The following is a 12802-nucleotide window of genomic DNA, read 5'->3' on the forward strand; positions in this document are numbered from 1 at the left end:
GTTTATTGATTCACCATTTCAATGATTTTAAGCAAACTAATTTTAGTTTCGGCGGTTGTTTCTCCTAATAAACCAGCAATTTCTTGAGCAACTTTCATTTGATTATCGACAACTTCATTAACTTTTTTAACGGTTTCTGCTTTAATTCTATCGGTTTCTTTTTTGCGTTCCATCTCGGCAGTAATATTCGTCATAATACAGGCAATAACATTTTCTTCTTTGATCGGAAAAATAAACTCTCGAATATATAAATGATATTGAGGATATTCGGTTTCCCGTCCTCGAATCACTTCATCAGTTTCCCAAACTTTTTTAAAATGCTCAATATTACCTAAAATTTCCGTTGCTAGTGTACCAATAATTTGATTTTTTTCTACATTAAACAGTTGACAAAAAGCGGGGTTAACGAGTTTAATAATTAAGTCAGAATCCACTGCGATTAAACCATTTGGATCATATTCCCATAAGAGTTGCCACAGATGATTTTGAGTTTTTTCTAACATGGTTTTAAACTTCATTATTGTTTTGAATAGCCGGAAGGATTTCGTTTAAAAATTTATCTTCAATATTTTGAGGACTAATATTAATAAAATGCAAATCCCTAAATTTCATCACAATTCCTGAACTACAAGTTTCTAAGCAAAATGAGCCTTTTAGCTCGACTTTGTTATCAATCTTATATTCACTCATCAAGGCTTGCAATTTCGGTAACACTTCATACACTCCAAGCTGATGACAAGCGGAACCCATACATAAATATAAGTTTTCGTTAGGCATTTTTTGCCTCCTAATATAGCAGGGGGTATGTTGTCTGTTAACCGTCAACCGTCAACGGTCAACAGACAACCTCCAATTTCATTTAATGGCGGTATTTCTCCTGAATAACCGTTCCATCTTTTTGAATTAATTGAATGTGTAAAGGCATTTGTCCGACGGCGTGGGTGGAACAACTTAAACAAGGATCATAAGCGCGAATTCCGGCTTCCACTCGGTTTAACATTCCTTCAGGAATCTCATTTCCATGAATATAATGTTGAGCAATTTGAGTCACGGTTTTATTCATGGCTAAATTGTTTTGTCCGGTGGCAATAATTAAGTTCACTTTCTTAATTAAGCCGTTTTCATCTACTTGATAATGATGGAATAAAGTACCCCGCGGCGCTTCACTCACTCCCACTCCTTCTAAACAGTTAATCCCCGCTTCTGAACGCACCCGTTTTGAGACAACATCCGGGTCATCAACTAATTCTTCAATGGCTTCAATACAGGCGAGAATTTCCACCAGTCGCGCATAATGATAGAAGAAGGAAGAAGTGGCGACTCGTCCGCCAGCGCGATGACGAAATTCAATTAATTCTCGGTCTGCATCTTCAGTACCAATACAGTCACAAACGTTCAATCTGGCTAAGGGCCCAACCCGATAAATCCCATCAGGATATCCCAGAGGTTTGTAATAGGGAAACTTCAGATAAGACCAATTTTCAACGGCTTCTCCGAGGAAATCTTGATAGTTATCTTCGCTTAAACCATCAGCAACAATTTCCCCATTACTATCAATAAATCTCAGGTGTCCGCCGTAGTGTTCCCAAGTACCATCGGGGGAAACTAACCCCATAAATAATGAAGGGAATTTACCAAAAACATCGATTTCTGTTTTTAATTCACTATCTAACAACCGTTTAAAGATACTAATTGCTAATTCGGTGGTTTGTCGGGCTTCGGGTAAGCGTTCAATAATCCAATTTCGCCCTTCATCGGAAAGGGGAGAACGCACACCACCCGGAACAGCCCAAGCCGCGTGAATTTTTCTGGCTCCTAATAGTTCAATCACCGTTTGTCCGAACTGACGCAAGCGAATTCCCGCCCGTGCTAAATCGGGGTCAGCCGCCATTAAACCAAAGACATTGCGTTTAGCTGGATCACTATCCCAACCTAATAGAAAATCAGGACTACTGAGGTGGAAAAAGCTTAAAGCATGAGATTGAGTTAACTGGGCTAAATTCATCATCCGCCGCAGTTTTTCACCCGCAGGAGGCACTTGCACGGCGAGGATTTTATCGCCTGTTTTGGCAGAAGCCAGGAGGTGACTGACGGGGCAAATTCCGCAAATTCGGGCGGTAATTCCTGCCATTTCAAACATCGGTCTGCCTTCGCAAAATTTCTCGAAACCGCGAAATTCTACAACGTGAAACCGAGCATTTTCGACTTCTCCGGCATCATCTAAATAAACGGATATTTTAGCATGGCCTTCAATCCGAGTTACTGGATCGATAATAACGGTTTTAGACATATTTTTAACCTCTGGATTTGTATTGTAGGGGCGGGGTTCTCCCGCCCTTATGCAAGAATGGGTTAGCCGAATTTGATCATTTCTCGTCCTTCCATGACGGGTTTTTTCCCTTCTAATAAGGGAGCGATCGCCGATTTAATTCTATCCGCAGACGGAGGACATCCGGGTAAAAAGATGTCAATATTAACTAATTCATGAATGGGACGAACGCGCTCTAAAAGTTCAGGAACAATACCGGGTTCTTTAGGCAATTGAGCCCCGATATCACTCAGTTCTAAATAACAGCGCTTTAACACCGGTTCCGTACTGCCTAACATATTTCTCATGGCAGGAACGTTAGCCGTTACGGCACAATCTCCGAAAGAAATTAAGAGTTTAGTCCGTTTTCTGACTAGATGTAATAACTCTAAATTTTCTTCGTTAGCAACGGCCCCTTCAACTAAACAAACATCGACGTTTTCAGGATAGTCTTTTAAGTCACAACCGACGGGACTAAAGACGACATCGACTTTTTCCGCGAGATCAAAGAGCCATTCATCTAAGTCTAAAAACGACATATGGCAACCAGAACACCCGGCCAACCAAACGGTGGCAAATTTTATCTTGTCCATAGATGTTTCCCTCTTGCATCTGATAAGAATTCAAGTTTTTCACGATCGCGTTGCATTTCCGAAGTCGTGGTGCCTTTTTTAAAGATTGAACCCGTTGGACAAGCATCAACACATTTGCCACAGGATGTGCAAGCATCGACTTCACCCCAAGGTTGATTTAAGCCACTAATAATTTTAGCTGCGGCTCCCCGATAGCCGACATCCCAGACATGAGCCCCTTCAATTTCAGCACAAACTCTGACACACCGAGTACAGAGAATACAACGGTTATGATCGATGCCAAATTTAGGGTGAGAAATGTCTACTTCTCGTTCTGGAAAACGATAAGGGAAACGGCTATGATCCATGCCAACTTCAATGGCAACGTCCTGTAATTCACAGTTACCATTAGCAACACAAACGGCGCAAACATGATTTCCTTCTGCAAATAATAACTCAACGGTCATGCGTCGATATTCTTGCAGTTGGGGGCTAGTGGTGACGATTTCCATGCCTTCGGCAACTTCTGTTACACAAGCAGGTAATAAACGATTAATTCCTTTAATTTCTACCAGGCATAACCGACAAGCTCCAACATCGGTAACTCCTTCTAAATGACAGAGTTTGGGAATTCTGATTCCGGCTTCTTCGGCAGCTTTAAGAATTGATGTTCCTTGTTCTACCGCAATATCAATGCCATCAATTTTTAGGGTCTTAACAGGCATAATGCTTTCATCTCCTATGAGGTTTAAATATCAAATTTAATCCTTTAATTTTAAGAGGTATCTAGTTTCATTATAGCAGGTTTTTCTAATAATTTTTACAGAATTTTTGGGACTTGATTTGTGTCAAGTTAAGGGGTTGATCCCCCCTAACCCCCCTTAGTAAGGGGGGAACTGGATTTCAAAGTCCCCCTTTTTAAGGGGGATTTAGGGGGATCAAAGTCCCCCTTTTTAACGGGGATTTAGGGGGATCAAAGTCCTCCCTATTAAGGGGGATTTAGGGGGATCAAAGTCCCGCTTTTTAAGGGGGATTTAGGGGGATCTGATTCGGCTGTAATCAGATTTTTTCCGCCGTCTTTGACACCCATGAAATTAACCCTATGCTAAACAAGCCGCTAAATCTTCATCGGGGGTAGAAATAGCTTTCAGATGATAGGTGTCCGAAAGTAATTGGAACACATTCGGAGAAATAAAAGCGGGTAATGTCGGGCCTAAACGAATGTCTTGAATACCCAAATATAACAGAGTTAATAACACCGCCACGGCTTTTTGTTCATACCATGACAAAATCATGGATAGGGGTAATTCATTCACGCCAATATCAAAGGCTTTGGCTAATCCTAAAGCAATTTGGATGGCAGAATAGGCATCATTACATTGTCCCACATCCATCAACCGAGGAATGTTACCAATCGCACCTAATTCTTGATCAAAAAAGCGGAATTTTCCGCAACCTAATGTCAGGACAACACAATCTTGTGGGACTTTTTCCACAAATTCTGTATAGTAACTCCGTCCCGGTTTGGCCCCATCACAACCTCCGACTAAAAAGAAGTGACGAATTTTGCCTGCTTTCACCGCTTCAATGACGTGATCAGCTACACTTAAAACCGCATTATGAGCAAACCCGGTTTTGACTTCCCGGGGGGTTTCATCATCTAAAAAGCCGGGGAGTTCTAGCGCTTGTTGAATCACCGGAGTATAATCAGGAATACCATCTCCATTTGAGGGTAAATAGCCTAACCCCGGATAGCCCACAGGTCCAACGGTAAACAGTTTTTGATCATAAGTTTCATGGGGGGGCATTAAACAATTTGTTGTCACGATAATAGCCCCTGGAAACTTCGCAAAATCTTTGGTTTGATTCTGCCATGCTGTGCCATAATGTCCGAATAAATGGGGATATTTTTGTTTTAAAATCGGATATCCATGAGCAGGTAATAATTCCCCATGAGTATAAACTGTAATCCCCGTATCTACGGTTTGTTGTAACAGAGCTTCTAACTGTTTAATATCATGTCCAGAGACTAAAATCGCCTTACCTTGACGATGATTTAAGGGAACAGTTGTTGGAATTGGCTGTCCATAATGTCCGGTATGTCCGGCATCTAATAATTCCATCGCCCGTAGGTTCATTTCTCCGAGTTTCAAGGCTAAACCAACCCAGGCATTTAAGTCTAAATCCTGCCGATCTAAAGCCACTAAGGCTTCATAAATGAACTGATAAATCTTTTCATCCTCTTGACCCAGTTCGTAGGCGTGGAAGGTGTAAGAGGCTAATCCTTTAATGCCATAAATTGTGGTTAATTGCAAGGAATAAATATCAATATTCCCATTGGCTTTTTGAATTAAATCTAAGGCAAACTGTTGTCCCTGTTCCGATAAATTTTCCTCAAAATCTGGCTGATAATTACAAATTTCTGGCCAGGAAATTGGGGTTGGACTGTGATTTTCAACGGCTTGTTTTAAGGTTTCTCGCAGTTGTAATACCTGTTGAACCGACTCCGTAAACCGCTTGGTACTAAAGTTAACATTCGTCATCGTAGAAAACATCGATTCACAGGTAAAGCGATCAATTTCTCGATTTGGAATTCCTAACTCATAAGCTTTTAAAGCAATGGGAGCCAGACTGCGTAAGCAATATACTAATAAATCCTGTATGGCATTAACTTCAGGACTTTTACCACAGGCACCCCATTGATGACAGCCATTTCCACTGGCAGTTTGTTCACATTGTTCGCAAAACATTTTTTATGATCCTTAGTTGAAAGTATTGGATACAATGGGTGGATTTTGAGCTTTGTTAACCCCAATATCGTCACCCATTGCAGATAGAAACCGCCTTATCTTCACCGGAGGTTAAGACCCCGAAACCCGTCCGCTTTCTGCGGGTTGCAATAATGCCTCATATTCCTCGGGGAAATAACGCAAGGTACTCAAGACCGGGTTAGGGGCCGTTTGTCCGAGTCCGCATAAACTGGTGGCTTTGACCATTTCCGACAACAGTTTCATTTTCTCAATATCGGCGGTGGTGGCTTGTTTATTGAGAATTTTGGTTAACATTTGATACAGTTGAACGGTTCCGGTGCGGCAGGGAATACATTTTCCACAGGTTTCCCCCCGACAGAATTCCATATAGAATTGGGCAACTTGCACCATGCTGGTGTTTTCGTCCAGCACCACCATGCCCCCTGACCCCATCATAGATCCTAATATGCCCAAAGATTCGTAATCTACCGGGGTATCTAAATGTTCTGCCGGAATACAACCGCCCGATGGCCCTCCAGTTTGCACGGCCTTAACTTTCAAGCCGCCCGGAATACCGCCGCCCATGTCCTCGATAATTGTCCGTAAACTAATCCCCATGGGGACTTCAATTAAACCAGTATTGCGAATTTTGCCCGTAAGGGAGAAAATTTTAGTCCCCTTGCTTTTTTCTGTCCCAATACCGGAAAACCAGCCGCTACCTTTTTTAATAATTGGGGCAATATTGGCCAGGGTTTCGACGTTATTAATTAGGGTGGGCTCCCCCCATAACCCGGAAACGGCGGGATAGGGTGGGCGCGGGCGAGGAGTGCCCCGTCCCCCATCAATAGAGGCAATTAGGGCGGTTTCTTCCCCACAGACAAAGGCTCCCGCCCCTACCCGGATATCGATGCGAAAATCTATTCCCGACCCAAAGACTTGACTGCCTAAAATTCCCTGACGTTTGGCCTGTTGGATGGCTTTTTGTAGACGGGAGATGGCCAGGGGATATTCGGCGCGAACATAAATATAACCCTGGGTGGCACCGACAGCATAGCCAGCGATCGCCATTCCTTCTAAGATCCGATGGGGGTCACTTTCCAACACACTCCGATCCATAAAGGCGCCTGGATCACCTTCATCGGCGTTACAGATTACATATTTTTGTCCGGGAGGCATTTTAGCAACGGTGGCCCATTTTAATCCGGTAGGATATCCGGCACCTCCTCGTCCTCGCAGACCGGATTTTGTAATTTCGGCGATCACCTCCGCCTGACTCATCTCATAAATGGCATGATGCAAGGCTTGATAACCACCAACAGCGATGTATTCGCCAATTTTTTCGGGGTCAATTTTGCCACTATTTTCTCGAACAATGAGCAATTGACGACTGAAGAATGGATGATGGCGATCGCCGAGAACGGGTTTGGCTTCTCCCCCATTCAGGGCTTCAATAATTGACGGGGCTTCTTCGGGGGTAACTTTTTCATATTGCAGTCCGGCGGGTTCGACTTCTACGATTGGCCCCCGGCCACAAAACCCCATACAACCGACCCCGACCACTTGCACTTGATCCTGTAGTCCGGCTGTTTTCACCGCCGCCTCCATTTGTTCTTTCACCGCCACCGAATTTGAGGCGACACATCCGGTTGAGGTGCAACAGTGAACCCGGATCGGTTTTTGGGATTTTTCTTCCTTCTCGGCTAGTTCTAATAATTCGCTATATTCCATAATTTTTGTTTTCCTCTATATCGTAGGGGCGGGGTCTTCCCGCCCTCAAAGGGTTTGAAGGTTTAGGGTTTGGAGGTTTAGGGTTTGGAGGTTTAGGGTTTGAAGGTTTAGGGTTTGGAGCTTTGGGCGGGGAGACCCCGCCCCTACGGTTGTTATTTTTTGAGGTAGAACCCAGAAACCCACAGCCGACACCCCCTATTCCCATTCAGCGATGCGATCGCAAGCCATTTCTGGCGAAAGTTGTGGGGCGACTTTGCCATCAAAAACAACGGCCGGGGCAATACCACAGGCTCCAATACAACGGGCGGTCATAATCGAAATTTGACCATCGGCGGTGGTCTCTCCGGCTTTAATTCCGGTTTTGGCTTCTAAGGCCGTTAACACATCGCCACCACCTTTGACGTAACAAGCGGTTCCCAAACAGACCACACAGGTATGGGCGCCATTGGGTTTGAGGGAAAATAAATGATAGAAGGTGGCGACCCCATAGACATAACTGAGGGGAAGTTTCAAATGGCGGGCGACATAGATTAAAACCTCTTCTTCCAGAAACCCAAAGGATTCTTGAGCTTTGTGTAGCACTTCAATTAAAGCGTCTTGACGATATTGGTTACGCTTCATCGTCATATCGAGGACTTTAAACCGTTTATCGCCCCCTTTTGTGGCTTCAGCCTTGGGCTTATCGGGTTTGGCAGCAGTTACCGTAGAAGATTGCATAGTTTAGTTCTCTACTAATGATGTGGATTGTTGCTGGTTTCTAATGAAGGATACCTTGAGAAAAGTTGGCTTGAGTTGAGCAAAATGATCACAAATTGAATACTATTTGTGGACTTAGGGATTGTAGACTTTGTTGAGCGTTGTATAAACAACTCCGTTGTTGTTTATCTTGACAATTCTCTATTGAGCTCCTACTTCTCTTCTAAATTGTAAGTCTACTTCTAACTTCTGGAAAAAAGTCTTAAAATAAAAAAAAGAATTAATCAACCTGGGTTAATCAGGGATCGGGGCATTGATCGGACGGAAATAGTGGGACAATCCCAGGCTGAACAAAGGGTCTGGATTAACGATCAATCTCTCATCCTGCCTTCAAAAAACGTAACATTTTAGGTAAAGCAATGTGTTTAGCGATTCCAGGTAAATTACTGAGTATTTCCGGTGAGGAACCCTTAGAAAAAATCGGCAAAGTCAGCTTCGGTGGGATGGTCAAGGAAGTCAACTTGGCTTATGTTCCAGAGGTTCAGGTGGGTGACTATGTAATTGTTCATGTTGGTTTTGCCCTGAGTATTGTTGATGAACAAGCCGCACAACAAACCTTAACAGACTTACAACAAATGGTGACAATAAGTTAAAATAGATTAAGGAGCGATCCAATTTCTCCGATTTTTATTAGATGATCTAAAGTAGGAACGATAGCACGTTAGTGCAAGCACGAGGGAGGATAGACCTCAACAATCCTTAAGCGAAATTTAAGGAAGTTTTAATCTCAATAGGCATTTGACTCTGGTAAATTCCAAATTAAACAAAAACTGGGGTAACAAGAGAAAGCTGAAGTAATTCTGAAGAAAATTTTTGTCCGTTTAACTACAGAATTACCCAGATTGGAAATCCAAAGTAAACATCAGAAGAATCAATTCAGGCAAAGGAATTGCCCAAATAATTCTGTATTCAGGCGGACGATGCCACAAGGCGGCACTGCCATCGCATCAAAGTTTTATTGCTAGAGGAATTTGAGGAATGAACACAAAAAATTACGCAACTTTAGATGGTAACGAAGCCGTTGCCCGTATTGCTTATCGCTTGAGTGAAGTAATTGCCATTTATCCGATCACTCCTTCATCGCCGATGGGAGAATGGGCCGATGCTTGGGCTTCCGTTGGCGATAAAAACCTCTGGGGTACGGTTCCGGCCGTCGTCGAAATGCAAAGCGAAGGCGGTGCAGCCGGGGCTGTACATGGAGCCTTACAAGCGGGTTCCTTGACGACTACCTTCACGGCCTCCCAAGGGTTGATGTTAATGCTCCCCAACCTCTACAAAATCGCGGGAGAGTTAACCTCTGCGGTGATCCAAGTGGCCGCCCGTTCCTTAGCCGCCCAAGGGTTATCGATTTTCGGGGATCACAGTGATGTAATGGCCGCCAGAGCCACCGGGTTCGCCTTATTGTGTTCTGCCTCGGTGCAAGAAGCCCAGGATCTGGCCTTAATTGCCCAAGTTGCCACCCTGGAGTCACGGGTTCCCTTTATTCACTTCTTTGACGGATTTCGCACCTCCCATGAAGTTCAAAAAATTGAACTGTTAGAGGATAGTGATCTCCGAGAAATGATCGATGATAAATATGTTTATGAACATCGTAACCGCGCCTTAACTCCTGACCGTCCTGTCCTGCGAGGAACGGCCCAAAACCCCGATGTTTATTTCCAAGGCCGAGAAACCGTTAACCCGTTTTATGACAAAACCCCCGAAATTGTTCAACGGGCAATGGATAAATTGGGGCAACTGACGGGACGCTATTATAAACTGTTTGAATATCACGGCGCACCCGATGCCGAAAAAGTGATGATTCTGATGGGATCAGGTTGTGAAACCGTCCATGAAACCGTTGATTATTTGAACGCCCAAGGGGAAAAATTAGGGGTGTTAAAAGTTCGGTTATATCGTCCTTGGACTGGGGATCAATTAATTGCGGAACTGCCGGAAACCGTAAAATCAATTACCGTTTTAGATCGAACCAAAGAACCCGGTTCTAGTGGTGAACCCCTCTATTTAGATGTGGTAACGGCCGTTCAAGAAGTAATGTTAGGAGATAACGACGATCTCAAAGCTAAGATTAAAAACCTCAAATCTTTAGTAGGAGGTCGTTATGGGTTATCTTCTAAAGAATTTACTCCGGCAATGGTCAAGGGTGTTTTTGAGAATTCAGCCCAAACTAAACCCAAAAATCACTTTACAATTGGGATCAATGATGATGTTAGCCACACCTCTTTAGACTACGATCCCGACTTTTCTACCGAACCCGATAACGTGGTGCGGGCGATGTTCTATGGCTTGGGGGCTGATGGCACCGTTGGCGCCAATAAAAACTCGATCAAAATTATTGGGGAAGAAACCGATAATTACGCTCAAGGCTATTTTGTTTACGACTCTAAAAAATCCGGGGCTGTTACCATCTCTCACCTGCGTTTTGGCCCGCAACCGATCCGGTCGATCTATTTAATTAGTCAAGCGAATTTTATCGGTTGCCATCAATGGACATTTATCGAAAAATTAGACGTTCTCAACTGTGCAACCGAAGGGACAACTTTCTTGTTAAATAGTCCCTACGGCCCCGATGAAGTTTGGGAATATCTGCCTTTAGAAATTCAAGAAGACATTGTTAGAAAAAATCTGAAATTCTATGTTATTGATGCCAACAAAGTCGCCCGTGAGTCGGGGATGGGCAACCGCATCAATACCATTATGCAGGTGTGTTTCTTTGCCTTAGCCAAAGTATTGCCACGGGAAGAAGCGATCGCTCAAATTAAAAAAGCGATCGAAAAAACATACGGCAAGAAAGGGGCAGAAATTGTGCGGTTAAACTTAAAGGCCGTTGACGATACCCTAGAACACCTTTACGAAGTCAAGACCCGCGATGTCACGTCTCTACAACGGCGGGCTTTACCCGTTCCTCTGGCAGCCCCTACCTTTGTTAAAGAAGTTGAAGGCATGATGATGGCGGGACTGGGGGATGAACTGCCCGTTAGTAAACTCCCCTGTGATGGTACTTATCCCACAGGAACCTCCAAATGGGAAAAACGCAACGTTGCCCAAGATATCCCCGTTTGGGATGCGGATGTCTGTGTTCAATGTGGCAAATGTATTATGGTTTGTCCCCATGCCACAATTCGGGGTAAAGCCTACGATGAGGCTGCCTTAGAAAATGCCCCCGCCAGCTTTAAGTTTACCAACGTCAAAGATAAAGCCTTTGGCGGTGAAAAATTCACCATCCAAGTCGCCCCCGAAGACTGTACGGGATGCGGGGTTTGTGTGGATGTTTGTCCGGCCAAGAACAAGTCCATGCCTTCCAAAAAAGCGATCAACATGGAACCTCAGTTACCGCTCCGGGAACAAGAAGCGGCCAATTGGGATTTCTTCTTGGGTATTCCCAACCCCGATCGGTTAAAATTACGGCCAGACCTAATTCGTCAACAACAATGGCAAGAACCTTTATTTGAGTTCTCAGGAGCCTGTGGCGGTTGTGGTGAAACCCCTTATGTCAAGTTAGTGACGCAGTTATTTGGCGATCGCATGATCGTGGCCAACGCCACCGGATGTTCCTCCATTTATGGCGGGAACTTACCCACAACTCCCTGGACAAAAAACGCCGAAGGACGTGGCCCCGCTTGGTCAAATAGCTTATTTGAAGATAACGCCGAATTTGGCTTAGGCTTCCGTATGTCCATCGACAAACATAGCGGGTTTGCCCTGGAACTGTTACAAAAATTGGGCGGTGATGTCGGGGATAATTTAGTGAGCCAAATTGTCAATAATTCTCAAAAATCAGAAGCCGATATTTGGGAACAACGGCAACTGGTGGTCGAACTCAAACAAAAACTCCAAGGGACGAACTCCCCAGATAGCCAACAATTACTGAGTTTGGCTGATTATTTAGTCAAAAAATCCGTTTGGATTATTGGGGGAGATGGTTGGGCTTATGATATTGGCTATGGTGGCTTAGATCATGTCATCGCCAGTGGCCGTAACGTCAATATTTTAGTCTTGGATACCGAAGTTTATTCCAACACCGGGGGACAGTCCTCGAAAGCCACCCCACGCGGCGCCGTTGCTAAATTTGCGGCGGGGGGTAAACCTTCACCTAAGAAAGACCTAGGGTTAATTGCCATGACCTACGGTAACGTTTATGTGGCGAGTGTGGCCATGGGCGCACGGGATGAACACACTCTGAAGGCGTTCTTAGAAGCGGAAGCTTACGACGGGCCATCGTTGATTATTGCCTATTCTCACTGTATTGCTCATGGGATTAACATGACAACGGCCATGACCCATCAAAAAGAATTGGTTGAAAGTGGTCGTTGGTTGCTGTATCGGTATAACCCCGACTTGAAAGAAGAAGGCAAAAATCCGTTAATTTTGGATTCTAAATCACCGAAGAAAACCATTGAAGCTTCTATGTATTCAGAGAACCGTTTCAAAATGCTCACCAAGAGTAAACCTGCTGACGCCAAACGGTTGTTAAAAGAAGCCCAAAAAGATGTCAGTACCCGTTGGAAAATGTATGAATACATGGCCGCTCGTCCGTTAGAAACTAAGGAGCATAACGGACATTCTAACGGTCATTCAGAAGCGAAACCGACCCCTCCATCGGAAGCAAAACCCTCAGAAACAACACCTGTCTAAACCTTTTTCAACTTCCCCCCTGTTAGATCCCCCCTAGCCCCCCTTAAAAAGGG

The 12802-nt window shown here is 44.2% G+C and carries 10 protein-coding genes; 2 read left to right on the forward strand and 8 right to left on the reverse strand.

Annotation, left to right across the window (positions count from 1 at the left end; genetic code table 11):
- Positions 1-2: 2 nt before the first annotated feature.
- The 8 genes from PL8927_RS24610 to hoxE all read right to left on the reverse strand — a co-directional run bounded on the left by PL8927_RS24610 (position 3) and on the right by hoxE (position 8075).
- Positions 3-518: a PAS domain-containing protein gene (locus PL8927_RS24610; protein ID WP_331281860.1), complete on the reverse strand. Its 516-nt coding sequence runs from the start codon at positions 516-518 to the stop codon at positions 3-5.
- Positions 508-777, reverse strand: a complete 270-nt coding sequence (locus tag PL8927_RS24615) for a (2Fe-2S) ferredoxin domain-containing protein (RefSeq protein WP_083626102.1) — start codon at positions 775-777, stop codon at positions 508-510. Before PL8927_RS24615 ends, PL8927_RS24610 begins: the two co-directional genes overlap by 11 nt.
- A gap of 82 nt (positions 778-859) precedes the next feature.
- A complete protein-coding gene (locus tag PL8927_RS24620; protein ID WP_083626104.1) occupies positions 860-2290 on the reverse strand; it encodes a Ni/Fe hydrogenase subunit alpha in 1431 nt (476 codons plus the stop codon).
- Positions 2291-2352: 62 nt separating this feature from the next.
- Complete coding sequence (locus PL8927_RS24625) at positions 2353-2901, reverse strand: NADH-quinone oxidoreductase subunit B family protein (protein ID WP_083626106.1); 549 nt, start codon at positions 2899-2901, stop codon at positions 2353-2355.
- Positions 2889-3605 carry a bidirectional hydrogenase complex protein HoxU gene (gene hoxU, locus PL8927_RS24630; RefSeq protein WP_083626108.1) on the reverse strand — a complete coding sequence of 239 codons (717 nt, stop codon included), beginning with the start codon at positions 3603-3605 and terminating at the stop codon, positions 2889-2891. The genes PL8927_RS24625 and hoxU overlap by 13 nt, the downstream gene beginning before the upstream one ends.
- A 375-nt stretch (positions 3606-3980) precedes the next feature.
- The gene (gene hcp / locus PL8927_RS24635) at positions 3981-5630 is read right to left on the reverse strand and encodes a hydroxylamine reductase (protein ID WP_083626110.1); all 1650 of its coding nucleotides are present in this window, start codon (positions 5628-5630) and stop codon (positions 3981-3983) included.
- Positions 5631-5741: 111 nt separating this feature from the next.
- Complete coding sequence (locus tag PL8927_RS24640) at positions 5742-7358, reverse strand: NuoF family protein (protein ID WP_083626112.1); 1617 nt, start codon at positions 7356-7358, stop codon at positions 5742-5744.
- A gap of 195 nt (positions 7359-7553) precedes the next feature.
- Complete coding sequence (gene hoxE / locus PL8927_RS24645) at positions 7554-8075, reverse strand: bidirectional hydrogenase complex protein HoxE (protein ID WP_083626114.1); 522 nt, start codon at positions 8073-8075, stop codon at positions 7554-7556.
- Between the two features lie 398 nt (positions 8076-8473).
- On the opposite strand from hoxE, the gene PL8927_RS24650 reads away from it, so the two are divergent.
- Both PL8927_RS24650 and nifJ read left to right on the forward strand, forming a co-directional pair.
- On the forward strand, positions 8474-8707 hold the full coding sequence (locus PL8927_RS24650; protein WP_083626115.1) for a HypC/HybG/HupF family hydrogenase formation chaperone: 234 nt from the start codon (positions 8474-8476) through the stop codon (positions 8705-8707).
- A gap of 385 nt (positions 8708-9092) precedes the next feature.
- Positions 9093-12749, forward strand: a complete 3657-nt coding sequence (gene nifJ / locus PL8927_RS24655; protein ID WP_083626117.1) for a pyruvate:ferredoxin (flavodoxin) oxidoreductase — start codon at positions 9093-9095, stop codon at positions 12747-12749.
- The last annotated feature ends 53 nt before the right edge of the window (positions 12750-12802 follow it).

The sequence above is a fragment of the Planktothrix serta PCC 8927 genome, assembly GCF_900010725.2.
Classification (GTDB): Bacteria; Cyanobacteriota; Cyanobacteriia; order Cyanobacteriales; family Microcoleaceae; genus Planktothrix; species Planktothrix serta.

Coding starts and splice junctions, on each gene's coding strand:
- PL8927_RS24610 (WP_331281860.1), bottom strand. CDS start 518: ATGAAGTTTAAAACCATGTTAGAAAAAACTCAAAATCATCTGTGGCAA.
- PL8927_RS24615 (WP_083626102.1), bottom strand. CDS start 777: ATGCCTAACGAAAACTTATATTTATGTATGGGTTCCGCTTGTCATCAG.
- PL8927_RS24620 (WP_083626104.1), bottom strand. CDS start 2,290: ATGTCTAAAACCGTTATTATCGATCCAGTAACTCGGATTGAAGGCCAT.
- PL8927_RS24625 (WP_083626106.1), bottom strand. CDS start 2,901: ATGGACAAGATAAAATTTGCCACCGTTTGGTTGGCCGGGTGTTCTGGT.
- hoxU (WP_083626108.1), bottom strand. CDS start 3,605: ATGCCTGTTAAGACCCTAAAAATTGATGGCATTGATATTGCGGTAGAA.
- hcp (WP_083626110.1), bottom strand. CDS start 5,630: ATGTTTTGCGAACAATGTGAACAAACTGCCAGTGGAAATGGCTGTCAT.
- PL8927_RS24640 (WP_083626112.1), bottom strand. CDS start 7,358: ATGGAATATAGCGAATTATTAGAACTAGCCGAGAAGGAAGAAAAATCC.
- hoxE (WP_083626114.1), bottom strand. CDS start 8,075: ATGCAATCTTCTACGGTAACTGCTGCCAAACCCGATAAGCCCAAGGCT.
- PL8927_RS24650 (WP_083626115.1), top strand. CDS start 8,474: ATGTGTTTAGCGATTCCAGGTAAATTACTGAGTATTTCCGGTGAGGAA.
- nifJ (WP_083626117.1), top strand. CDS start 9,093: ATGAACACAAAAAATTACGCAACTTTAGATGGTAACGAAGCCGTTGCC.